The organism is Acinetobacter sp. X9 (assembly GCF_054889255.1).
On sequence record NZ_CM142679.1, the window covers coordinates 2,199,982 to 2,224,061 of the forward strand.

Consider the following 24,080-nt stretch of genomic DNA (forward strand, 5'->3'; position numbering starts at 1 on the left):
AGATTGAGAACAATCAATCAGTCTATTCTCTTGAAATATCAAGCAATTATATTGCTTAACCCTGTTGGCATTTTACTTGCTAAGAACATTTATCACAGAAGTAAGTTTAATCGCCAAAATACTTTGTTGCCTGAAAATAAGTATTTAACTCATTTAACCATCATCAGCTAGTTCACAGGGGGAAAGTTTATGAGCCTCGGTCTAACCGCTCTAGAATTAGCGCGAATACAATTTGCTTTTACAGTATCCTTCCATATTATTTTTCCGGCCACTTCCATTGGTCTTGCATGCTTTTTAGCAGTGCTAGAGTGGAAATGGTTAAGAACCCAAAACCCGATTTATAAAGATCTATTTAAATACTGGATTAAGATCTTTGCCGTTGCCTTTGGTATGGGTGTGGTCTCGGGCGTGGTCATGAGTTACCAGTTCGGTACTAACTGGAGTGAATTTTCACGTGTCGCCGGAAGTATTACTGGTCCCTTACTTACCTATGAAGTCTTGAGTGCCTTCTTCTTAGAAGCAGGTTTCTTAGGCATTATGTTATTTGGTTGGGGACGCGTTGGTCCTCGAGCCCATTTCTTCGCAACACTTATGGTTGCCATCGGAACATGTATTTCCATGTTCTGGATTCTATCTTCTAATAGCTGGATGCAGACACCTCAAGGCTTTGCCATCGAAAATGGCATTATTGTGCCAAAAGACTGGTTTGCAATTGTCTTTAACCCATCATTCCCTTACCGCTTTGCCCACATGGGTGCAGCAGCTTTCTTAGTTTCATCATTATTGGTCGTCGGAACATCTGCATGGCATTTAGTAAAAGGCCGTCGCGATGAGTTGGTGAAAAAATCGTTCTCGATGGGTCTCTGGATGGTACTTGTCACTTCTTGTTTGCAAGTGGTGATTGGCGATAACCATGGTTTAAACACCCGTGAACATCAACCAGCCAAACTTGCAGCAATGGAAGGACATTGGGAAACCAATCACAATGAGCCGATGCCATTATTGCTATTTGCCATTCCAGATATGAAAGAAGAACGTAACCACTTCGAAGTGGGTGTTCCTTATTTGGGTAGTTTAATTTTAACGCATAGCTTAGATGGCCAAGTGACAGGCTTAAAAGATTTCGCACCTGAAGACCGTCCAAATTCAACCATCGTTTTCTGGAGCTTCCGTGTGATGGTTGGTCTTGGTGTGCTCATGGTCACTCTGTCTTTAATTGCGCTTTGGTTACGTAAGCGTGGAAAACTCTATGAAACATCATGGTTTCATAAATTTGCTGTAGTGATGGGGCCTGCGGGTTATGTGGCAATGCTGGCTGGCTGGATTACTACCGAAGTAGGCCGTCAACCGTGGGTTGTATACGGCATTATGCGCACTAAAGACGGGCTTTCACATACCGTTTCGGCAGATCAGGTTGGACTTAGTCTCTTTATTTTTGTGGTGGTCTATACCATCGTTTTTGGTAGCGGTATTTACTACACCTTAAAACTCATTAATAAAGGCCCTGTATTTATCGATACACCAAATATTGAAACTGGTGGCGTTGGACACTTTAAAACACCAATGCGTCCACTCAGTGCTGTCGATGAAAACATTGACGATAATCAAAAATCTGGGGAGAAACATCATGATTGATCTTTCTTTAATATGGGTCGGTATTATTGGTTTAGGCGTTTTAATTTACGTCGTCATGGACGGTTTTGACTTAGGAATCGGGATTATGTTCCCTTTCATTAAGAACAGCCAAGAACGTGACGTCATGATGAATACCGTCGCTCCTGTTTGGGATGGTAACGAAACTTGGATGGTTCTCGGTGGTGCTGGTCTATATGCTGCCTTCCCACTGGTCTATTCAACAGTTTTATCAGCTCTTTACCTACCTATTATTTTCATGGTCATTGCCCTGATTTTTCGTGGCGTTGCTTTTGAATTCCGTTTTAAGGCTCATCGCACTAAACATCTGTGGGACTTGGCTTTCATTTGGGGTTCAGTTTTAACGAGCTTCCTTCAAGGGATTATTTTGGGTGCTTATATTCAAGGAATCAAAACCGAAAATGGTATTTTTGCTGGTGGGTCTCTTGATTGGCTTTCTCCGTTTACCATCTTCACAGGTATTGGCGTAGTTGCCATGTATGCTACTTTAGGCTGTGGATGGCTGATCTTAAAAACCGAAAAAGGTTTGCAGCAACGTATGTATGAGCTTATGCCAAAGCTGATTATTGCATTGCTCATTATTTTTGGTGGCGTGAGTTTATATACTCCGTTGACTCATCCTGAAATTGCAGATCGCTGGTTCTCTTTACCAAATCTGTTCTATTTTAGCCCTGTGCCTATTTTGGTCTTATTGTTTGTTGGTCTGATTTTATCGGCATGTAAAAAGCAAGATCACGACCTCAAACCATTTGCATATACATTGGCCCTCGTTTTCCTTGCATTTACTGGTTTTGTAATTAGTTTATGGCCTTATATTATTCCGCCATCAGTCACCATCTGGCAGGCTGCAGCACCTCATTCAAGCCAAATGTTTGCTCTGGTTGGCGCACTTATCTTGATTCCAATCATTATTGCTTACACCATTGTCTCTTACTGGGTATTTAGAGACAAAGTCCGTGTAGGTGATGAAGGCTATCATTAAGTATGGAGGGTTTTATGAAAAAGTCATCCGTTAAACTCAATCAAACCCAATGGTTTATTCTGCTATGGCTCGGTGGTTTTTTAGCCTTAGCTGTGATTGCGGGATTGTTTAAAGTTATCTTGATTTATGCAGCCCCTTACTTAAAGTAAATCTATTGTTCTAAACAAATGCCGTTTGTAGATTCTGCAAACGGCATTTATTATTGATTAAGTGCTTCTTTCATTTTGTTATTTCGTGCAGCTCATACATGTATAAATCAGAACAACTCGCTCATAGCATTCGCCAACTCATTGAGAGCGGCACTTTAAATGCGCATGAAAAATTACCTTCATTAAGAGATCAAGTACAACGCTCTGGCTTTAGCTTAATGACTGTAATGAATGCTTATCAGGAGCTTGAATCACAAGGTCTGATCTATTCAAAAGAAAAATCTGGCTACTTTGTTGCCGAGCAAATTGCACTAAAGCCACTCGAACAATATTCAATTGTTTCACTAAACTCTAAAATTGAAATTAATTCCTTAGTTTTTAAATATCTTAAGTCAATTCAACATGAGTCTGTCGTACCTTTTGGTTCAGCTTTTCCGGACAGTCAGCTTTTAACAGCACCCAAACTTATTCAAATTATGGGACAGCTTGCCCGTCAAAGACAAAGTTATGACCAGACAACCAGTTTGCCTCCCGGTAATTTAGCCTTAAGAAAACTAATTGCTCAACGCTACTGTATGCAAGGCATACAGACAGACCCAGATGACATTGTCATTACATCTGGAGGTTTGGACGCACTGAACCTTTCGCTACAAGCGGTCGCTCAACCCGGCGATTATATTTTATTACAGCAAACCGTGTTTTATGGGGCGTGGCAAGCCGCTGAGCGTTTAGGACTTAAAGTGATTACTATTCCTGAACATCCGCAACATGGTTTTGACCTAGAGGCATTTGAACAAGTCATTCAAACCTATCCAATCAAAGTGTGCTGGCTCATGCTGAATGCCCATAACCCGATTGGTTTTACTGTTAGTGATGACATTAAATATAAAATTGCCAAGTTGCTTCATGAACACCAAATTTATTTGATTGAAGATGATGTCTATGAAGAGCTTTATTATGGTGGGCAAAAACCACTTTCGATGAAGTATTTTGACCAACAAAATCTGGTGCTACACTGCTCGTCTTTTTCTAAAACATTAGGTGCAGGTTTTCGGGTCGGTTGGGTTTATGCAGGTAAATTTTCAGACCATATTCAACACTTGCAACTCATGAGTACCATTTCAGTCAATGCACTCATTCAAAATGCATTAGTCGAATTTTTGTCACATCATCATTATGAAAAGCATTTGCGTACACTTAGACTTTCACTTGAGCGTTATAAAAAGCAGTTTTATCACTATTTAAAGCAGCATTTACCGAGCTCTTGCGAAGTGTATTACTACCCGAGTGGCTATTTTCTATGGGTCAAACTTCCTAGTACGCTAGACAGTATGCAAGTTTATGAAGAATTGATTCAGCAAGATATTGGCGTTGCACCAAGCCCTTTGTTTAGTGTTTTACCCTCACAGCAGCATTATTTGAGAATTAACTGTTCTTTTGAATGGAACACTAAAATTCAAAGCGCATTAGATCAAGTTATCAAAACCATTCAACAAAGAGTTGAAGCAAGTCTCTAAAGAAATGCTTCGACGTAAGCACAATTTTATAGACTTTATTTTGTGGTAACTTTATAGCTCAAAATCTATAGTTTTAAGGGAAACAGGTTCAAAGGATTAATATGGAAATTGATGAAGAACTCACCCTGAAAAAAATACAGATTTTTTTAGCTTTCATGCGCTGTGGAAATTTGTCTAAAACAGCTACAGAAATGCAGTTGAGTAATGTCAGTGTTCATAAAGCCTTACACTCTTTAGAAAGCGCTTTACGTTGCCCTCTTTTTAAAAATGAAGGCCGTAACCTCATTCCTTTAAAAAGTGCTTATGTCTTTGAAGAACGGGCACAAAAAATCGTACAAGACATTTTTATTACCGTAAATAAAACCAGAGAAGCTGCTGGTTTTGCGGCTAAGGTTTTACATTTAGGGTCTCTTTATTCTTTGACGGTAAATACGATTCCAAATGTGATTAGCGGTCTTAAACTCAGACGTAGTGAGCTTGATATTCAACTGTTGCTGAGTTCAAATCAGGATTTGGTGAAAAAGCTTAAAGCAACTGAGCTGGATGCCATTATCGTGGCTTTAAATGAAACCACACAAGATGATGACTTTGAAGTTTTGCCGATGTTTTCAGACGATATCTTTCTGGCCGTCAACAAAGATTCTAAATATGCCGAGTTTAAAGATATTGATTTAAGCCTTTTAAAAGAAGAAACTTTTTTAACTTTAACCAAGGGTTTTGCAACCCATAACGACAGCGATATTATTTTTAAAAAAGCAGGCTTTTCGCCTAAAGTTGCTTTACAGGTGAATGATATTTTCACCTTAATTAGTATGGTCAGTTCAGGCGTCGGTTTTGCTCTACTACCCGGTCGTATTTCTGCTGTTTATGAAAGTTCAGTAAAACTTATTCCGCTAAAACAGCAATATCACATGCAACAAGAAATTGGACTGGTCTTTTTAAAAAGTAAAGAACGCGACCCTAACTTACTTGCTCTGATTGCTGAATGTCGAATGTTCGCCACTAATTTTAAAAGATAAATATCGGCAACTTATTAAAAGATAATGAGTTGCCGTTGTGCGATTTTCAAAAATTTATCCAAAAATTGCATTAACCGTTAGGAAAAATAAAGAAGGTCCAAGTAAACAGCCAAGTCCTGTATAGAAGGTTGCAACTAAAGCGCCATAAGGTACCAATCGAACATCCGTGCCAGCTAGGCCTGCTGCAGTGCCACTGGTTGTTCCTGCTAAACCGCCAAATACCATGGCAGAGCGTGGACTTTTTAGATACATAAATTTCGCAAGCAGTGGCGTCCCTACCATAAAGAAAACTGACTTGATTAAACCAATTGCAATAGAAAGTGCGATCACATCAGAACTCGCACCAATTGCGGTTCCTGTAATCGGGCCAACAATATAAGTCATTGCCCCTGCACCGATCGTTGTCATCGAAATTGGATCTCGATAGCCCATGCTCCATGCAACCAAAACCCCAATTGCAAAAGGCACAACACAACCAAGCATTAATGCAATTAGACCAATTTTGCCTGCTTTCTTCACTTCTTTCACATCAACTTCAAATGCAGTTGAAGCGATAGCCAAATCACGAATCATGGCTCCGCCCAACAACGCAAAACCAGAAAAAATAGCGATGTCCGAAACACCTTTGGTTCCTTGCGTATAAACTCCTGCAAAGTAAGCAACAACCAAACCTAAAGTAATCGCGATTGCAGAACTTTGTAGTTTTCCCTTCGTCAAATATTTTGAGAGTAAATGGGAAACGAACATCATTAAACCCGTTACGGCAAGAGCAGTAACTAATGCATTTTTTGTTAACACAGCAATTATAGCGTCCATCATTTAAATCCTTTTTGATTGAACTTTTTGTAGTTTATGTTTGCTTAGGCTATTTTTTCCTTGGATTCTATCGTCCATTCATAGGTTTCATAGTCGCCACTAATTCTATTTAAATAACGGATGACTAAAACCGTACCGATTAACGATGCAATAGAGACAATCAGCCCTAACATGCCACCCGATAAAGCTGCAACGACATTTTGACCTGCCGACATCGCAACTACGATCGGAATGTACATGCCTGACCAATACAAGACGCCAAATTGTGTGACTTGAGGTAAGTAACCTTTTTTTGCCAATAATTCTTTAGATAAGATTAACAAAATCATCGAAATAGCCACTCCACCGACATTGGCTTTAACGCCTAATACCATGCCTAAGGTGTTGCCAAGATAATCACCTAATAAATGGCAGATCGCTAATATTGCTGTTCCATAAATAATCATTGTAAATCCCTCATATCCTTGGGTTATTACTCAATTTTTAATTTGTATTGTAATTACAAAGAAGCATTATTTTCGTTTTGCATTGCCAATTGAATGCTGTCTAAACGTGTTCCCTGAAATGACAATACAGTTCCTTCTTTAAATGTTCGACGTGCAAGTGTAGTAAGTACCGTTCCCGGCAAAGCTTCTATCTGTAACCTCACACCTCGCTCCCATGCAGCTTGGATGGTACTTTCCCAATCTACAGTTCGACTCATATTAAAAGCCAAGTCATCACCAATCTGTTCTGGCCTGCTAAGCGTACGAGCCGTTGTACCACTTAAATATCGTATTTTAGGCTGCTTTAAAGTCACTCCCTCCATAGACGATGCAAGTTGCTTTGCTTGCTGACTTAATAATTCACAGTGCGATGGCACCGATACATCTAATTTTTTTGCCACCACGCCTTGTTGCTTTGCCAAAACAGCAACTTGGTTCATGGCTTCAAAGCCTCCTGAAATAACGATCTGGTTATATGCATTAATATTTGCGACAAACACCTCTGGCGTTATTTCATAAATTTGTTTGACCCATGTTTCAACAGCTGCACGGTCTGTACCAATTAGGGCCGTCATGCCATAGCCTGTTGGATAGGCGTTTTGCATGAGTTCACCTCGATAGGCAACCAAACGAACGGCATCCTCAAAGGCTAAAACTCCTGCTACAACCGCAGCCGACCATGCGCCAATTGATAGACCCGCTACATAATCAGCTGTTAAGTTTTCCGCTGTTAATAAAGCTGAACTCACCACACCAGAAATCAGTAAACAAAGCTGTACTGCACGTGTCGACTGCAATGCAGCCGGACTATCTAACATCAAGACATCTTCTTTGAGTGCATCCGATGCACGCTCAAGGTATTCTTTAACCAGAGCTGTTTGAGGTAAGTCGTGCAACATATTGCTTCGTTGCACACCTTGCCCCGGATATACCCAAATTGAAGCCATGATATCTATTTCCTTAATTCCATGGGTTTTCTACTAAAACAGCACCGTCAGGACGTTTCAATAGAACTTTTCCACTGTTCCCAGCCCATTCTTTTAACGCTAACCCACCTTGTGGAAGTTGAAGCTGTATATCCACATTCAGCCCTGCTTGCTGAAAATTTTCGAGTAGCTCAATCGCCTGCATTCTGGTAAAAGGCTGTTCAGCTCGAATCAACAAATCAATGTCACTTTGCTCGGTTACTGTTTTAATGCCCGTTGCCAGCTCAAATCCGAAACTTCCTGTATATCCCCAACATCCTGAAAAGTTTTTCATAATGCTTGAAATACTCTGTAAACGTTCTGCCAAGTGTTCAAACTGCTGCGTATCTACATGAGTCAGCGCTTCTGGCTTAAGCTGTTTGCTAATTGCAGATCGTGGCATTTGAGCTGCATAGCGTTGATGACGAAATTGCCCTCTTACACCCACAGCCACCTGATCTACAGGAGTAATTGCCCGTCGAACTACAACAGGATCACCTCGTTGCAATACCTCTTTCACCCAAACTGGAGCATCATCGGCCAAGCAATCGACCGTCATGCCCCACAGTAAATCATGGGCTTCGAGCTTAAGTTTCATGACCATTGCTCACGCAATAATTCACGGACCTTTTTAGACATTTGGCGATTTTGGCCGTGAAGTCTTTGTTCCAGTCCTCTCGATTGCTCAGCATTAATTTCTTTAAATGCTCGAGCAACTACCTGCTTCGCTAACAAAAGATCATCGGTTGTTGGTTGTTCAGGGTTTTCAACAGATAACAGTTCAGATAACAAACCTAGAGTTGCATAACTTTCAATATCATAAGCCATTGGCGGAATGCTTGATGCCAATTGCTCTAACTCATCAACCGACCGCAAGGTAACGCGTGCAGCAGATTCCTTACCCATCGCATGCACCATAACACCTGAATCTTTTAAGGCAATAATACGATTGGCTTGGTATCCATGCGCCAAGAAAGCACCTGACATCGACTTATCAACCAATAAACTCACAATAGGATGACCTGCTAATCTGGCTCTAGCATAGCTATCTACTGCACCCGCTAAAGCTTGATGAATACCCAATAATTCTTCACGGCGCCCATAGGCCTGACTTGGCACATCAACCAAGCATAAAATGCCGCGTTTATTTTCAGTCTGTGCATCGGCTTGAATCACGTCATCAACTGCTTTTGCCAAACTCCAGCCTTCCAGTAGCCCAACCTCACCTTGTCTCGCGCGTGGGAACAGATTATTGGTATCTTGCACAACTGCAATCACACGTACCGCTTGCTGATCAATCTGACCATCAGCCATCCAAACGGAAGCTGGAAAACCTTCAACTGTCTTAAAACCCTGTGTAAATGCTTTAAACCAATGTGCACCACGAGTAGATGCTTTTAATGTATCAACGGCGATATTCATGCTTGCTCTCCTTGATACAAAGCTTGAACCTGTGCTGGGATAATCTGCTCAGCAGTATCGACTTGTTGTAGCTTTTCTAAATAGAATGAGTAATTTGAACTACGATGCTGCTGAGGCACGCCTTGAGTTAAATAATCGATGACTTGCTGACGAATTTTCTGACGATCATCGTCAACATAAGCATCTGCCAAACCACTAGCGAAACGCTGATTACCACCAGTAATACTCCATATAAATGGACGATCTTTGGCGTTATATTCTTGTACACCAGCTTCTTGTTCAATTACTTGCGGGCCATTTAAGCCTAAACGTCCTTCTTGTGTCATTACAATATAGCTACATAGGCCAGCAGCAATTGACATACCGCCAAAGCACCCTACACTGCCTGCAACTACTGCAATCACAGGTTGATACTGACGTAAGTTCACAATTGCAGCCTGAATTTCAGCAATTGCAGCCAAACCAAGATTTGCTTCCTGTAAGCGAACGCCGCCCGTCTCTAATAGTAAAATTGCCGCTGTTGGAATTCCTTTTAGATTGTCTTCAACTGCAAGTTCTAAGGCACCCGCAATTTTGGCACCGCCCACCTCACCTAAACTTCCACCTTGAAATAAACCTTCAATCGAAATTAAAACTACTGGCTGTTCTTGAATAGATCCTTTTGCAATCACCACGCCATCATCAGCTTGCGGCACAATATTTTGCTTAACCAACCAAGGTGACATGACACGTGCAAATGGGTCAAGTAGCTCTCGAAAAGTCCCTTCATCTAATAGCGCTTTGGCACGTTCTCTCGCACTGAGTTCAATAAAATCTTGTTTATTTAACAAGCTTTGAATATCAGTCATGAGCAATCTCCTCTAATGCTTGTTCCAGACGTAAGCGAACAACACCAGGAGTTGCACCAAAGTCATGAATATCAATATTGACGGCAGGTGGTATTTGCGCAGTAAAAATCCGTTCAAAAAGATTGTGCCAACGTGCTGCACTGCCATCTACCGAAGTCACTACCTGAATAGAAGCTTTTCCAGTTTCACCAGGTTCCATCAAAATTTCTAAATCGCCCGAGCCAACACATCCTACTAATGCTTTTTTTACAGGTGGCTTTGTCGCCACAAATTCAAAATGAAGTGTTTCCATAATTAAAATCCTTTTTATTTTTTGACAGATGTCTGCTTAACACGATCTATAAATAGTGTTGCTGCCAACAAATCTGCAGCACCACCTGCAGAAGCTTTCATCCGAAGTAGATCAATCTCTAAAAGATGCAAAGCTCGGCGACCTTCTAAGCTTGAGCTGCCGCCCAAATCAAGTACTTGCTGAGCACCTTGTTGCATACGCTTTAAACCCGATGTTCCCGAGCGATAAAGCACACATGTATCGTTCAGATCGGTCATCATGGCAAGTAAGGCATCTAAGCGTGCGAACTCTTCTTTCATAGGTTTCCTACGACTTTGATAAAGTTGCTTTAACCCAAAATTTACGATGGTTGGAAAACCTTGTTGAGCCTGTTCTTTGGCACCTAAGATGCCTAATTTCTTTTGAACTTGCTGACCATGACTCAAGGCCTGCTCTGGAATAAAACGATCTTCAAGCTGAGCAATCTGGCCTGCTAACTGGCATAGCTCAACAGCCGATAAATATTGCTGATTACTGCGCGCCAATGCTGCTGCCGTAACCATTAAACCCAAGGCCCAAATTGCGCCGCGGTGTGTGTTGACACCATTTGTCGCCAACATCATGGTCTTTTCACCTTGGCGACCAATTTCGCCAATGTCTTCACGCAAGGCTAAACAGACTTTTCCGTGATGCTTTGCAGCTTGAGCCATCGCTTCAAACATGGGTCTTAAACTTTTCGCAGAGCGCTCCATTAACTCCAAAGTCAGGTCATCATGTGCACCACTGCCACGGCGATCAACCAAGGCTGGTTTAGGTGTCAGATTAACCTCATCAATCAAAGCCTCGACCGCTAAACTTGCCAAAATCTGACTATCGCTGAGCGTTTGATATTTAATTTGTGCCATCATTACCAACTCCTAAATTTCGCAGGTGGTTGATATAAGCCATCTGACCATGTCACCAAGTCGGCAATATTTTTAGCCGCTAAAAGTTCACGTGTGGCATCGGTACGGCGAATACCTAGATCTTCAGGAAATACCACCAAACCTTCACGTCTTAAACGTGCTGTTGTTTTCGGGTCTTGGCTTAAACCAATGCTAGTCAGACCTGCCACCGCAGCAATCATGGCTTGACGCTCTTCTTGACTGCTTGCTTTATATAGATAAGCAATGCCTTCTTCGGTGAGTAAATGGGTAACATCATCGCCATAAATCATGATCGGTGCTAAAGGCAAACCAGCCGTTTTAGCCACATCAATCGCATCAAGGCGATCTACAAAAGTTGGTTTGCCGCCCTCTTGGAAGGTTTCCACCATTTGCACCACCAGCTTTTTACCACGTGCCAAATAGGTTTCTGTTTCACTGGCACCCTGCAAACGCATATCTAACCATGCTGGCGTATCATGACGACGGCCACGCGGGTCATGCCCCATGTTTGGTGCACCACCGAAACCAGCCAAACGACCTTTAGTAACAGTCGAAGAATGGCCCATGCCATCAACTTGCAAAGTTGCGCCAATAAACAAGTCAACGGCGTACTGACCTGCAAGCTGACACATCATACGGTTGGAACGTAAAGCACCATCACGACCTGTAAAGAAAACATCAGGACGAGCTGCAACATATTTTTCCATACCGAGTTCGGTACCAAAACAATGCACGCTTTCAACCCAACCTGTTTCAATCGCTGGAATTAAGGTTGGATGCGGATTTAGTGTCCAATTTCGGCAAATTTTTCCTTTTAAACCTAAAGATTCACCATAGGTCGGTAAAATCAATTCAATTGCCGCAGTGTTAAAACCAATACCATGGTTTAACGATTGCACATTATGCTTTTCATAAATTCCGCGAATTGCCATCATGGCCATAAGCACATGCACTGGCTTGATGTGTTTCGGGTCACGGGTAAATAACGGTTCGATATAAAATGGCTGATCTGCGACCACCACATAATCAACCCAAGAAGCAGGAATATCGACACGTGGTAACTCTGAGACATCATCGACCAGTTCATTGACCTGAACAATCACAATACCGTCACTAAAAGCCGCAGGTTCAATAAGTGCTGGTGAATCTTCGGTACTTGGACCTGTATAGATATTGCCTTGACGGTCTGCCATAAAACCCGCTGAGAGCACCACATTTGGAATGAGGTCGACTACCAAACGTGAATATAGTTCGATATAGGTATGAATCGCACCAATCTCTAGTAAACCATCTTCAATTAACTGACTAATACGCAAACTTTGTGGGCCAGCAAAAGAAAAATCGAGCTTACGTGCAATGCCTTTTTCAAACAGATCAAGATGTTCTGAACGCCCGACGCTTGGCATGATCATATGTAAATCGTGTAAAACATCTGGATTGGTTTGTGCCAAAGAGCGCGAAAGGAAATCTGCCTGTTTTTGGTTATTCCCTTCGAGTATAACCTTGTCACCCGGTGTAATCAGGGTTTCCAAAACTTTAATAATGTCTTGAGTTGGAATCACCACACCATCGGTATATTGGTTTGCCATCTCTAGTTTTAGTTGTTTGGCATGACGCCGTTTTGTCCATAACCGTTCTTTATTCTGAACTGAGCCTTCCATGTGTTTACCTATAGATCGCAGTTTTGTTCTGAATCTATAAAAACGCTTTATGGAGTTTCGATCAATCAACCTAGATGAGCCGTTATTAACCTCAGGTTAACGATTTATTTTAAGGTGGATGAAAAAGAATTTGAGAGAATAGACACATTAAATGTCTTAGATAAATAGACTTATTTAGAAAACTGGTACTGCAACTGTTTTGCATCAAATTATCAGATGATAGAATATTAAGCCTGATCATTCAGCTACAAATATTTGATAAGAAATAGTTTATGCCAAAGAAATATTGTTATATCTATCGCCAAGAACATCTCAGCATTTTCCAGCTGAGCTGTTGATACTTTCTTGCTCTATAAAAACTCAGCACCCAAATTCATCAATTAACACATATAATTAAAGGCTCTCATGCTTCAAAATACGATGCATCGCCAAGTTCTTATTTTGGCGAGTTCTCAGTCACTTTACCAAACCGTATCGATCATGGTCATGACGATTGGTGGTTTGGCTGGGGCAAATATTTCTAACACACCGATACTAGCAACTTTACCCATCGCATCTATGTTTTTGGGTACAGCTTTAATGATGTTCCCTGCATCAATGTTGATGGCACATGTGGGACGGCGTAAGGGTTTTCTTTTCGGCGCTTTTTTAGGTGTAATTGGCGGTATTATTGCCGCCATTGGTATCTTTTATAGTTCACTTACTTTCTTAGCCGTAGGCACGTTATGTGTCGGAGCCTACCAATCCTTTGCTCAGTTTTATCGTTTTGCTGCCAGTGAAGTAGCAGATGATGCGTTCCGTTCACGTGCTATTTCTTGGGTTATGGCAGGTGGAATTGTTGCCGCACTGATTGGTCCGACTTTGGCGCGCTTTGGTGGCCCATTATTTCAACATTTAGAATATATCGGTTCATTTTTAATTATTAGTATCATTTCACTTGTGGCAATGGGCATTTTATCTAGCCTACATATTGCCAATACAGTTGAGCAAAAGTCTGACTTTACTGCTGGTCGCCCATGGCAACAGATTGTCTTTCAGCCTACCTATCTAGTTGCTCTGTTTGGTGCAGTCACAGGCTACGGCATCATGATTTTAGGTATGACCGCAACACCCATTGCCATGCGACATTCACACCATGAACTAGGCACGATTACAACTGTCATTCAACTTCATGTGCTTGGTATGTTCCTACCTTCATTCTTTACTGGACATTTAATCGCTCGATTTGGTGTGCTTAAAATCATGTTTGTAGGTCTTATATTATTTGCTAGTTATATTGGTTTTTCCCTCTCGGGTATTCAGTTCGCATCGTTTGCTATTTCTTTAATTTTATTAGGTGTGGGATGGAACTTTTTATTTATTGGCAGTACTTCTTTACTCACAGGTACTTATTCTGTGGCTGAAAAAGCCAAAGCTCAGGCAATTAATGATATGACGGTTTTTGTTGTGGGATTGATTTGTTCGTTTAGTGCAGGTGCTTTACTGGATTTATTTGGCTGGAAAGCAATGAATATGGCGTTAATACCATGGTTAGTGATTGCCGCAGCTTCTCTCTTCTGGCTAAGCCAAAAAAGAGAAAAGCAGTTTGTTTAAATTCTTTTTAACGCGGTTTGCTCAATAGCCATTCGAGATTTTGACGGACCGCAGGCCACTCATGTTTCAAAATGCTATAAACATGAGTGTCCCGCAAAATATCATCTTTCACAATTTGATGACTTCTTAGCACACCATCGAGCTTTGCACCTAAGCGTACAATCGCGGCTTGACTTTGAACATTTAAAGAAGATGTGCGCAACTCGACTCCAATGCAATTTAAAGTCTCAAATGCATGAGCCAGCAATAGCTTTTTACATTCAGTATTGACTGGCGTACGTTGCGCAGACTTTCGATACCACGTCGAGCCAATTTCTACACGGCGATGGGCTTCTTCAATATGCATGAGGGTTGTCATGCCCAGCGCTTGTCCCGTTTTTCGGTCTTCAATATAAAATGGCAACATGCTTCCTGATTGCTGCAAACCAAGACGTCTTTCAATTTCAGCAGTCATTTTTTCAGGTCTTGGCACACGGGTATACCAAAGATTATAGAGTTCCCCATCGCAAACGGCCTCTGCCAATGATTCAGCTTGAGTTACATCTAGCGGCTTTAAAATAACGTGCTCACCCACTAATTCAACAGGTGTAGTCAAAGACATCTTTATCTCCTCAATTAATATTAAAGTTTTATATTTTCAAAATTATTTATTTAACTCAGCCACACTGTACATGGCATTCGCTATAGTTTGATGACCAGATTTCGATAGGCCATCTGCCGCACCCAAAATGTCTCGGTGTTCTTTGTTTTGCCCAAGTTTTGATTTTCCTTGCAGCTTAGTAATTACAATTTCTATTCCCACAATCGCCTTTAACATCGGTTCAAGATAGTCTTTTGGTGCATCGGACATTTTCCATGGCTCAGGTTGAGATGCTTCATGGGTACGGGTTAAACGAGCCACTACACCACGAACATAACGTTCATCATCTCGAATCGTCACTTTCCCATAAGCATGCACAACCCTATAGTTCCATGTCGGTACTTGTCTATGCTGTTCATGTTTGGATGGGTACCAATTTGGTGAAATATACGCATCACCCGCTTGAAACACGACGAGTACCTCATCTCCATTTTTAATGTCCTGCCAAACAGAATTATTTCGAGACACATGCGCATGTAGCATGCCAAATTCCCCATCATTTGCCTGCAACTCGAATGGAAGATGATTTGCATCTAAGCCCTTACTTCCATGGGTAAAAAGCACCCCAAATGGGTGTTCTGCAATAAGAGAATGCAACACATCCAAACGGTTTTCTGCAAAATCATCAGGGATATACATGGCTCAAAACCTCGCTGTAAATATCAGGGTTATTTATATTTTGTGTTTAAATTTTCTGGTTTATGTGGTTTATTAAAAAGAACCACTTTGTGTTTTTTTAAGTAGACCAGAATTATGGCAAGAATGGCAAAAGTTGTGGAACTTCCGTCTATTGCAAAAATTGATAAAAGCCAAGGAAAGATTAGTGCTCAACTGACTCAAGCTTTACGCGAAGCTGTACAAAGTGGTGATTTACAACCCGGCGATCCGTTGCCTTCTTCCCGTGAACTGGCTCAAACACTTGGGGTCGCTCGCGGAACGATTATCGAAGCTTACGATCAGCTTTTAGCTGAAGGTGTTTTTGACTCTCAAGCACGAACGGGCACCTATGTGTCTCATGCTTTAACTAAAAAAACTCTACTGCAACATTCTCAAAAAGAAACCATACCTAGCTCAATCCCTTTGACGAAGTCGGCACGTTCTTATGCCCAAGTACTTAAAGAGTTTAAACCACTTCCCCATGTTCCATTTGCGGTGTCTGTCCCCGTCGGTCGGACCCAACCAAGTGATATCTGGCGCAAATTTGGTAATAAATATAGATCGCGGGGAGCAGGAGTTCCTTCAGGATATGGCGAGCCGCAAGGTGTGTTATCACTAAGAATTGCTATAGCAGACTATGTACGCCGATCACGCTCTGTCCACTGTGAACCTGACCAAATCGTAATTACACCCGGCATTCAACAATCCCTTTATATTTGTAGCCAGATTTTATTTGAAGCAAAAGATGAAGTCTGGGTTGAAGATCCAGCTTATCGGGGTACGACAGCGATTTTTGAGCATACAGTACAAAACATTCGGATGGTGCGTGTTCCTGTCGATGAAGAAGGCATTCAGGTTGAAACTGGCATTAAGCTTGCAAAACATGCACGTGCTGCTTTTGTGACGCCATCTCATCAATACCCACTTGGTATGCCAATGAGCCTAGCAAGACGTACAGCTTTATTAGCTTGGGCAAAACAGCAAAATGCGTGGATCATTGAAGATGACTATGACAGTGAACTTCGTTATAACGGCCAGCCCTTCCCATCTTTACAAGGCATGGCACCCGACCAAGTGATTTATTTGGGTACTTTTAGCAAAGTGTTATTTCCGTCCCTTAGGCTTGGCTATGCAGTGTTGCCTAAAGAATTAGTAGCATCTTTTTGCGGACTTAGAGTATTAATTGATCGACATCCGCCTGCTGCTGATCAACATGTTTTAGCTGCCTTTATTCAAGAAGGCTATTTAGAGCGACATATTCGACGTACTCGAAATGTTTACGCAGAAGTCCGAGAATATATTATTGGCTTGATTGAAAAATACATACCTCAAGAACTGGCTTGGTTACAGCCGGGTGATCAAGGTATGCATATGGTGTTATGGCTTGCTCATCATATTAATGATATTGAAGTTGCAAACTCGGCCGTCGATGCAGGCATTGCCATTAAAGCAATTTCACCAACATTTTCAACAGAGCAACAGCGCCCGGGATTAATTGTCGGTTTAGGGGATTTTGAACCTGAGCTGATGAAACAAGCCATTAAAAAACTATCAAACATTATTCAACAACATGACAAGCCAACTTCGGAAAACCTACAATAGCAACCATAGATGAATAGCAAATGGCCCAATCAGTACCATTAAAATACCGGCAATAACCATAGTCAAACTAGCAATTACGCCCTCTTCACTATTGCGCTGCTGTGCTCTAACTGTACCAAAACCATGGGCTGCATTACCGAAGGCTGCCCCATTGGCTACATTAGAACGGATTTTAGTAATTGCTAAAATTGCATCACCACAAATCATACCAACCAAACCCGTAATAACCGTAAATAGTGAAACCAATGCTGCTGAACCGTGAATATCTTCCGCTAAAATCATGGCAAATGGTGTTGAAATAGAACGGGCCATTAAACTATTGGTCACTTCAGGGCTAAAATGGAACCACTGCGCCATCTCATAGGCTGACATCACACCTACACTCATCCCCACAATAATCGCAATTGAAAGGACTCCAAGGTTTTTACGAATCGTTTCCCGATAACGATAAATCGGTACAGCAAACGCAACCGTTGCAGGCCCTAATAAATTAACAATCCACTGCGTATCTTCAGCATAAGTTTGATATGAAATTCCAAAAATCGTCATCAAAATAATGGTGAGTACAGGCACACTAATCGCGGGTGACAACCAAAGTTTTGGATTTTTCTGATAGATCCGCTTTGCCACAATATAGGCTGCCAAAGTCCAGATCAGACAAAGAATTGACCAGATATTCATGTCGTTTGCTCTTTAGATATGCTTATGTTGAAGACGTTTTCTAGCCTGTAAATAAGCTTTCAAACGATTGTAATAGTGAATCGTGAGGCAGGTACTGAGCATGACCGAAATGGTCCCAACCGCAATGCTCAAAACAATTTGCCACCCTTCGGTCATAAACAAGGTCTTATACTGAACTACGGCAACGACTACAGGCACAAAAAACAGTAATAGCTCACCTAAAACAACAGTTGCTCCCATTGCCACCTGATCCATTTTGATAATTTTAAAGAACAGGCATAAAAGCAATAAAAACATACCTAAAATGCCTGCCGAGACAGGTACGCCAAGTTTTTGATGTAAGAGATATCCGACCCACCAAAATCCAGCCAAAATCAAAATTTGTTTAACTAAAACTAAAAGTGAAGGTTGTGTGGGTGTTCCAGAAGCAGATTCAGTACTCATTTTGCGAAATTAGATGGTTAACTACACCATTATGCTATCTTGGTTAAAGCTGCTAAATATGAATTATTAATGTTAATATTATTCTAAAATGGAATAATTTATTCTTTATTATGCTTTCTCTAAAATCACTACAGTGCTTCGTTACGCTGGTAAAAACTAAAAGCTTTACACGTACTGCTGAAGAGTTGTATCTGACTCAACCCACTATTAGTAAAATATTACAGCAGCTTGAAGAGCAACTTCAGGTACAGCTTTTGGTTAAACCCGATCATGGCCGTAAAAGACAAATCGAGTTAACTGAAATTGGAGAGCGCATTTATCAACATGCGGTCGAGCTTCTTCAGGCAGAACAGAACATCTTTCTTGAAATTGAAAACTACCAACAATTAAAAACAGGAACTTTAAAACTTGGCGTTCCGCCTTTAGGCTCGCAGCTCTTAACGACTGCCCTATTTGATTATCATCAGCAATTACCAGATATTGAATTGGCTTTTATGGAGGTTGGTTCACGCGGTATTGAGCAAGCTTTGCTTAACAATGAGTTGGACGTTGGCGTTTTATTGCAGCCTTTTGATGAGCAAATCTTTAATAGCATCGAGTTATGTAACTACCCTTTAATGGTACTTTTACGTCGTGATGCGACTTGGGCAACCCGTAAAAAAATAAATCTAGAAGAGCTACAACACCAATCATTTTTAATGTTTCCTGAAAATTTCTCTTTAAACAGTATTATTCTCGATGCCTGTAAGCAGCATGGTTTTTACCCAACTATTGCTTGCCGGACCAGCCAATGGCACCTGTTGGCAGACATGGTGTTACAACGTATGGGGATTGCGCTTCTCCCGCAATATTATACCGACATGCTTGACCCTAATTTATTTGCAGCAGTACCACTCGAAAAACCAAATATTCAGTGGCACTTAGTGATGGCTTGGAAAAAGAATCTTCCTGTCTCACCAGCTGTACAGGCGTGGCTTAGTATTGTTCGTCAACATTTTCAGCACATTAAGCCCTAACGTTGAAATAGCTTAATTCAAAAACCGATAAAGCTTTTCCACAAAAAAGCTACCCAATCTTGAATCAGCTCACTTAGACTAGATCCGATTGTTTTATGACATGGACAATAACAATGAATAATGAACATTTTAAGCTGTACACAGATTCACAATTTCTAAGCCCCTATGCGTTTACAGTTTTTGTAGGGCTACATGAAAAACAAATTCCATTTGAAATAGCGACCATCAACTTAGGCCAGCAAGGCCAGTTTGAAAAATCTTATGTAGAAAAGTCATTAACTGCCAAAGTGCCTGTACTTGAGCATAATGATTTTGCCTTATCAGAATCTTCTGCCATTTTGGAATATCTTGAAGAGCTTTATCCAAACACATCTATTTATCCAAAAGATATTCAAGCACGCGCAAGAGCAAGACAAATTCAGGCATGGCTCCGATCGGACTTAGTTGCACTAAGAACTGAGCGTCCAACCGATGTTATTTTTATTCAGCCCACCTCCACTCCACTTTCAGAAGAAGGTCTAAAAGCTGCGGAGAAACTTTTCTTTGTTGCAGAAAAACTTCTTGCGTCTGATGCCGAATTTCTTTTTGGTTCATGGAGCATTGTCGATGCTGAACTTGCCCTTATGTTGCAACGCCTTATTCAAAATGGTGATGCTGTACCAGAACGTTTAAAAAACTATGCATTACAGCAATGGCAAAGACCGACCGTACAAAAATGGCTTGCCTTACGACATAAATAAATCCTTATATTTACACCAAACACGAGATAAAAAATGAGTGATTCAAACTATATTCCTCCACAAGTTTGGCAATGGACTGGAGAGAAAACCGATTTAAACCAACCTACTTCAGGCCCTCGCTACGAACATACACTTCCTGTAGGAAAACATCCGCTTCAGCTCTACTCTTTAGCAACGCCTAATGGTCAAAAAGTCACTATTTTGTTAGAAGAGCTTTTAGCTCTAGGACACCAAGATGCTGAATATGATGCATGGCTGATTAAAATCGGTGAAGGACAGCAATTTGGTAGTGGCTTTGTAGAAGCTAATCCAAACTCTAAAATTCCAGCATTGGTTGACCATAGCCAAAACCCGCCATTAAGAGTATTTGAGTCTGGCTCAATTTTGCTTTATTTAGCTGAAAAATTTAAGGCTTTCATTCCAACTGATATTGCTGCACGTACTGAATGCCTTAATTGGTTATTTTGGCAAATGGGCAGCGCGCCTTACCTAGGTGGTGGTTTTGGGCATTTTTATGCCTACGCCCCTGTCAAAATTGAATATGCAATTAACCGCTTTGCCTTGGAAACAAAACGCTTACTTGATGTATTAGATCAGCATCTAGCAAAGCATGAATATTTGGCTGGTTCTGAATATAGCATCGCTGATATTGCAGCATTCCCTTGGTATGGCGGTCTTGTTAAAAACTGGGTGTATAACGGCGCGGAGTTTTTAGGTGTCGATCAATATAAAAATGTTCAGCGCTGGGCAGATGCGATTTTAGCGCGCCCTGCGGTACAACGTGGCCGTATGGTCAACCGTACCTTTGGTGATTTAGCCACACAGTTACATGAACGTCATGATGCGAGCGATTTTGAGACCAATACTCAAGATAAAGTTTAATTATTATTTTTAAATAAAACCCACTTTTGCTCAAAAAGTGGGTTTTATGATTCTTCCAATAAAAATCTTATTGATGCAAAGAAAGTCCTTTAATTGCCTTATCAACTGCCTTTTTAGGTCCTCTTAATGCTAGCCCAACCAAATTTAATTGATTCGCATCTTCGGCCAAAAATACAGCTCGATTATCCTCATCATTGCCTGTAGAAAACATGGCATGTACATAGGGAATTATCGTTAAATTTTGCTCTATTCCTTTGCGATGTGCTTTTTGTAGACCAGATAAATCCCCCTCAAATACCAACATCGGCTGCCCTAACATGTTGCCATACTCATAGCCATTCGCATCGATATAAGGTTTTCCCAACATTTCAGGTACAGCAGAGGCAATCCCCGTTGCCAAAAAAGCCACCACATTTAATCTCTGCCACGTCGCAAGATCATTACGGACAATCAGCGCAATTTTTGTGTCAAACATAAACCTCTTTCCTGAATCATTTATTTTAGACCGCTCATCATGACTCATTCGGATTTTTCTCGTCTTGTACGTTTGTGCAGGAGCCATCACAAACGTACAAGACCCTAAATTTACGAGTCACTATGCTGGGTTGTTTTTGTTTCAGTAGATACGTTATGGAAATCTTTTTTTATACCTTGAGTGTGATGTATAGCCCCGGTCCAGTAAATTTTATGGGGCTAAATGCTGGGCTTACCGGACAATTCAAAAAAACGATTTATTTTTTTATAGGCGTCGGTTGTGCAATGCTGATGTTATTCATGATTTTTGGATATCTTGGGGCTGCAATCATTCCACAAAATGCCTTGCACTATATTGCTTTGTTTGGTGCATGTTATACGTTTTACCTTTCATATCAAATGCTAAAGTCAGATATCGATCTGAGTAATGAGACCACTGAAGTTCAGGTGCTTTCGTTCTGGAATGGTTTTTGGATACAAGCTTTAAACCCCAAAGGGATTTTAGTCATTTTGCCTGTTACAACCATTATGTACCCTACTGCACATATCATTGGCGTTCAAATATTCTTAGTATCATTGCTCATTTCACTGGGTGCAGCTGGCGCGCCCTGCCTTTACTCTTGGGCAGGTGCTGTGTTAGGTAAAAAAATTAAAAATAAAATCTGGTTTAATGGTATAAACCGAGCCATGGGATTGATGCTAATCATTTCCGGCATATTTATGCTTTATGATTTTTTGAAAGGTATGCATCTAATTTAAGATAAAGTCTATGTCAGCCTAAACAGGCTAGCTTTTGTTTATGAAGAGAGCTTATTGATCATCCGCCATCTGGCTGGAGTCAATCCAAATGCTTTTAAAAAATGACGTGTCATGTGGCTTTGATCAAAAAATCCTGCAATCAATGAAGCTTGAGTTAAGGACTCTCCATACATTAAACAGGACTTCACAACTTCCAGTCTGCGCATAGTCATATATCGATGTGGACTTGTACCAAATAGCAATCGGAAGTCCCGTGAAAGGCTCCAACGGTCTCGTCCCACATTTTTTTCAATATCATCTAAAGAGATATTTTCATATAAAGAGGCATGTATAAACTCTCTAGCGCGCTCCGCTGCGACATAGTCATAAGCATGTGAGGTGCGCTGATTATTACCAGAAATTTCGTAAAGTGTGGTTGCCAGATCATATAAAGCATCTTGTTTTTCTAAAGGATCAATATGCTGGTCCATCCCTTGTAATAGAACATCAGTTGCTTTAAATAATCGAGGATCCTGACTCAAGCCATTCTCAAAAAATGGTAAAGGTTTACCCTTCATAATTTCCTGTAGGGTTGCAGGTTCTACGTACACCATCCGATATCTAAAACCGTCTCGACTACCTGACTCGCCATCATGTTTTTCATCAGGATGTAAAACCATCGTCATACCCGGTAAGCTATGTTTCATCTCTCCACGATAATGAAAGCTTTGAACACCTGTTAATGTTCGACCAATTGCAAAAGTATCGTGGCGATGCGACTCATAAGCATGATCAGTAAAAAAGGCTTCAATTCGTTCTAGACTATTCGGGTCAGAATTTCTGACGATCCAATCATTTGCATTAGGTAATTCAATCACATATTCACCAAAATTTTATATGTGCTAGAGAGCATTCTACCTATACGTTATACGCTATGGTTATTTTGAAAAATAGCCTATATATAACTCACTCAGCCAAGCGACAAAAACGCGTACGCGTGGCGAGAGCTGCCGATGCTGCGGATATAAAGCAGAAACTGACATCTTCGGGATTTCCCACTCCGATAAGATCTCAACTAGTTGCCCGTCTTTTAACTCATTTGCCACATGGTAGTGCGGGACCTGAATTAAACCTGCCCCACGTAAAGCAGATAATACATAGTTTTCAGCGTCATTTACCGCGATCCAGCTTTTCAAAAAATAATCTTGTTTTTTGCCATTCACCATCAATTCAAATGGATAATTCCGTCCGCCTGATGTCGAAAAGAAATTGACACAATAATGTGATAACAAATCTTCTGGTTGCTCTGGCGTTCCATGTTTATTTAAATAGTCAGGACTTGCACAAATGACTTGTGGCATATCGACCAAATGTCTGGCAATTAAAGTGGAATCATCTAAACGCCCCGCCCTCACTACGCAGTCTATCCCTTCCCTAATCAGATCAACCAAGCGATCCCCCGTACTGATTACCAGTTCAATGTCAGGGTATAACTCGTGAAATTGGTCGATATTGGGTAAAACAATTTTAGTTGCATGTGCGCCTGATAAATCGACACGTAATAAACCACGGGGCTGAGCAATTACATTGCGTAAAGATGATTCGGCATCATCAAGTTCCGATAATATTTGTGTGCAGCGTTCATAAAATGCCTGTCCATCTAGTGATGGTCTTACATGCCGAGTCGTCCGCTCTAATAAACGGCACTGTAAATTACTCTCTAACTCTTTAATGGCGTTACTTGCTGTAGCGCGTGGGATATTCAGCTGATCGGCTGCCTGACTAAAACTACCCAGCTCTACGATGCGGGTAAAAAGTTGCAAGGTATCAAATTTATCCATAGTGCTCGCTTTTAACCCTGTCTATTATTAATGTATATGGAATTATCTTATCCAATTC

At 41.0% G+C, this 24,080-nt stretch carries 26 protein-coding genes and 1 pseudogene; 11 read left to right on the forward strand and 16 right to left on the reverse strand.

All coding sequences use genetic code 11. The annotated features are described in order from the left end of the window. The first annotated feature begins 189 nt into the window (after positions 1-189). The 5 genes from ACYU0V_RS10480 to ACYU0V_RS10500 all read left to right on the forward strand — a co-directional run bounded on the left by ACYU0V_RS10480 (position 190) and on the right by ACYU0V_RS10500 (position 5,320). Positions 190-1,635, forward strand: coding sequence for a cytochrome ubiquinol oxidase subunit I (locus ACYU0V_RS10480; RefSeq protein WP_005076460.1), 1,446 nt, complete (start codon positions 190-192; stop codon positions 1,633-1,635). Next, positions 1,628-2,635: a cytochrome d ubiquinol oxidase subunit II gene (gene cydB / locus ACYU0V_RS10485; protein WP_032053685.1), complete on the forward strand. Its 1,008-nt coding sequence runs from the start codon at positions 1,628-1,630 to the stop codon at positions 2,633-2,635. The genes ACYU0V_RS10480 and cydB overlap by 8 nt, the downstream gene beginning before the upstream one ends. A 14-nt stretch (positions 2,636-2,649) precedes the next feature. Next, positions 2,650-2,784, forward strand: a complete 135-nt coding sequence (locus tag ACYU0V_RS10490; protein WP_000749813.1) for a hypothetical protein — start codon at positions 2,650-2,652, stop codon at positions 2,782-2,784. A gap of 98 nt (positions 2,785-2,882) precedes the next feature. Next, a complete protein-coding gene (locus ACYU0V_RS10495) occupies positions 2,883-4,301 on the forward strand; it encodes an aminotransferase-like domain-containing protein (RefSeq protein ID WP_461847350.1) in 1,419 nt (472 codons plus the stop codon). A gap of 101 nt (positions 4,302-4,402) precedes the next feature. Further along, positions 4,403-5,320, forward strand: a complete 918-nt coding sequence (locus ACYU0V_RS10500; protein ID WP_461847351.1) for a LysR family transcriptional regulator — start codon at positions 4,403-4,405, stop codon at positions 5,318-5,320. 54 nt (positions 5,321-5,374) lie between these two features. On the opposite strand, the gene madM is transcribed toward ACYU0V_RS10500, so the two are convergent. The 9 genes and pseudogenes from madM to mdcA all read right to left on the reverse strand — a co-directional run bounded on the left by madM (position 5,375) and on the right by mdcA (position 12,714). Beyond that, positions 5,375-6,136 carry a malonate transporter subunit MadM gene (gene madM / locus ACYU0V_RS10505; RefSeq protein WP_461847353.1) on the reverse strand — a complete coding sequence of 254 codons (762 nt, stop codon included), beginning with the start codon at positions 6,134-6,136 and terminating at the stop codon, positions 5,375-5,377. A gap of 44 nt (positions 6,137-6,180) precedes the next feature. Beyond that, the gene (gene madL, locus ACYU0V_RS10510) at positions 6,181-6,582 is read right to left on the reverse strand and encodes a malonate transporter subunit MadL (protein WP_002114391.1); all 402 of its coding nucleotides are present in this window, start codon (positions 6,580-6,582) and stop codon (positions 6,181-6,183) included. Between the two features lie 53 nt (positions 6,583-6,635). After that, on the reverse strand, positions 6,636-7,568 hold the full coding sequence (gene mdcH, locus ACYU0V_RS10515) for a malonate decarboxylase subunit epsilon (protein WP_461847354.1): 933 nt from the start codon (positions 7,566-7,568) through the stop codon (positions 6,636-6,638). 13 nt (positions 7,569-7,581) lie between these two features. Next, the gene (locus ACYU0V_RS10520) at positions 7,582-8,190 is read right to left on the reverse strand and encodes a malonate decarboxylase holo-ACP synthase (protein WP_461847355.1); all 609 of its coding nucleotides are present in this window, start codon (positions 8,188-8,190) and stop codon (positions 7,582-7,584) included. Next, the gene (gene mdcE, locus ACYU0V_RS10525) at positions 8,181-9,008 is read right to left on the reverse strand and encodes a biotin-independent malonate decarboxylase subunit gamma (RefSeq protein WP_461847356.1); all 828 of its coding nucleotides are present in this window, start codon (positions 9,006-9,008) and stop codon (positions 8,181-8,183) included. The genes ACYU0V_RS10520 and mdcE overlap by 10 nt, the downstream gene beginning before the upstream one ends. Next, positions 9,005-9,856: a biotin-independent malonate decarboxylase subunit beta gene (locus ACYU0V_RS10530; protein WP_461847357.1), complete on the reverse strand. Its 852-nt coding sequence runs from the start codon at positions 9,854-9,856 to the stop codon at positions 9,005-9,007. Before ACYU0V_RS10530 ends, mdcE begins: the two co-directional genes overlap by 4 nt. Beyond that, entirely contained in the window at positions 9,849-10,148 is a 300-nt protein-coding gene (locus ACYU0V_RS10535) for a malonate decarboxylase subunit delta (RefSeq protein ID WP_032011867.1), read from the reverse strand. The genes ACYU0V_RS10530 and ACYU0V_RS10535 overlap by 8 nt, the downstream gene beginning before the upstream one ends. Continuing rightward, a pseudogene (locus ACYU0V_RS10540) lies at positions 10,129-11,035 on the reverse strand (triphosphoribosyl-dephospho-CoA synthase). The gene ACYU0V_RS10535 and the pseudogene ACYU0V_RS10540 overlap by 20 nt, the downstream one beginning before the upstream one ends. Continuing rightward, positions 11,035-12,714, reverse strand: coding sequence for a malonate decarboxylase subunit alpha (mdcA, locus tag ACYU0V_RS10545; protein WP_461847358.1), 1,680 nt, complete (start codon positions 12,712-12,714; stop codon positions 11,035-11,037). Before mdcA ends, ACYU0V_RS10540 begins: the two are co-directional and overlap by 1 nt. A 405-nt stretch (positions 12,715-13,119) precedes the next feature. Between mdcA and ACYU0V_RS10550 the strand changes: the two genes are divergently transcribed. Then, entirely contained in the window at positions 13,120-14,307 is a 1,188-nt protein-coding gene (locus ACYU0V_RS10550) for an MFS transporter (RefSeq protein WP_461847359.1), read from the forward strand. A 7-nt stretch (positions 14,308-14,314) separates the two neighbouring features. On the opposite strand, the gene ACYU0V_RS10555 is transcribed toward ACYU0V_RS10550, so the two are convergent. Next, complete coding sequence (locus ACYU0V_RS10555; RefSeq protein ID WP_461847360.1) at positions 14,315-14,908, reverse strand: GNAT family N-acetyltransferase; 594 nt, start codon at positions 14,906-14,908, stop codon at positions 14,315-14,317. A gap of 42 nt (positions 14,909-14,950) precedes the next feature. Then, a complete protein-coding gene (locus ACYU0V_RS10560; protein WP_163119205.1) occupies positions 14,951-15,586 on the reverse strand; it encodes an FMN-binding negative transcriptional regulator in 636 nt (211 codons plus the stop codon). Between the two features lie 114 nt (positions 15,587-15,700). Between ACYU0V_RS10560 and pdxR the strand changes: the two genes are divergently transcribed. Continuing rightward, a complete protein-coding gene (gene pdxR, locus ACYU0V_RS10565; RefSeq protein ID WP_461847361.1) occupies positions 15,701-17,206 on the forward strand; it encodes a MocR-like pyridoxine biosynthesis transcription factor PdxR in 1,506 nt (501 codons plus the stop codon). Here the strand turns inward: pdxR and ACYU0V_RS10570 are convergent. Beyond that, the gene (locus ACYU0V_RS10570) at positions 17,198-17,887 is read right to left on the reverse strand and encodes an LrgB family protein (RefSeq protein WP_032062653.1); all 690 of its coding nucleotides are present in this window, start codon (positions 17,885-17,887) and stop codon (positions 17,198-17,200) included. The genes pdxR and ACYU0V_RS10570 overlap by 9 nt on opposite strands. Positions 17,888-17,899: 12 nt before the next feature. Next, the gene (locus ACYU0V_RS10575; RefSeq protein WP_005069824.1) at positions 17,900-18,331 is read right to left on the reverse strand and encodes a CidA/LrgA family protein; all 432 of its coding nucleotides are present in this window, start codon (positions 18,329-18,331) and stop codon (positions 17,900-17,902) included. Between the two features lie 110 nt (positions 18,332-18,441). Here ACYU0V_RS10575 and ACYU0V_RS10580 point away from each other — a divergent pair, with 110 nt between their 5' ends. The 3 genes from ACYU0V_RS10580 to yghU all read left to right on the forward strand — a co-directional run bounded on the left by ACYU0V_RS10580 (position 18,442) and on the right by yghU (position 20,969). After that, on the forward strand, positions 18,442-19,347 hold the full coding sequence (locus ACYU0V_RS10580) for a LysR family transcriptional regulator (RefSeq protein ID WP_461847363.1): 906 nt from the start codon (positions 18,442-18,444) through the stop codon (positions 19,345-19,347). Between the two features lie 113 nt (positions 19,348-19,460). Then, the gene (gene yfcF, locus ACYU0V_RS10585; protein WP_445405212.1) at positions 19,461-20,087 is read left to right on the forward strand and encodes a glutathione transferase; all 627 of its coding nucleotides are present in this window, start codon (positions 19,461-19,463) and stop codon (positions 20,085-20,087) included. A gap of 33 nt (positions 20,088-20,120) precedes the next feature. Further along, complete coding sequence (yghU, locus tag ACYU0V_RS10590) at positions 20,121-20,969, forward strand: glutathione-dependent disulfide-bond oxidoreductase (protein WP_461847366.1); 849 nt, start codon at positions 20,121-20,123, stop codon at positions 20,967-20,969. A 67-nt stretch (positions 20,970-21,036) separates the two neighbouring features. Here yghU and ACYU0V_RS10595 read toward each other — a convergent pair whose 3' ends face one another. After that, complete coding sequence (locus tag ACYU0V_RS10595; RefSeq protein ID WP_461847368.1) at positions 21,037-21,444, reverse strand: DUF2000 family protein; 408 nt, start codon at positions 21,442-21,444, stop codon at positions 21,037-21,039. A gap of 155 nt (positions 21,445-21,599) precedes the next feature. On the opposite strand from ACYU0V_RS10595, the gene ACYU0V_RS10600 reads away from it, so the two are divergent. After that, positions 21,600-22,202 carry a LysE family translocator gene (locus ACYU0V_RS10600; RefSeq protein WP_347745884.1) on the forward strand — a complete coding sequence of 201 codons (603 nt, stop codon included), beginning with the start codon at positions 21,600-21,602 and terminating at the stop codon, positions 22,200-22,202. A gap of 38 nt (positions 22,203-22,240) precedes the next feature. Here the strand turns inward: ACYU0V_RS10600 and ACYU0V_RS10605 are convergent, their stop codons facing one another. Beyond that, complete coding sequence (locus ACYU0V_RS10605; RefSeq protein ID WP_086394696.1) at positions 22,241-23,059, reverse strand: AraC family transcriptional regulator; 819 nt, start codon at positions 23,057-23,059, stop codon at positions 22,241-22,243. 60 nt (positions 23,060-23,119) lie between these two features. Continuing rightward, on the reverse strand, positions 23,120-24,022 hold the full coding sequence (locus ACYU0V_RS10610) for a LysR family transcriptional regulator (RefSeq protein WP_461847371.1): 903 nt from the start codon (positions 24,020-24,022) through the stop codon (positions 23,120-23,122). Between the last annotated feature and the right edge of the window lie 58 nt (positions 24,023-24,080).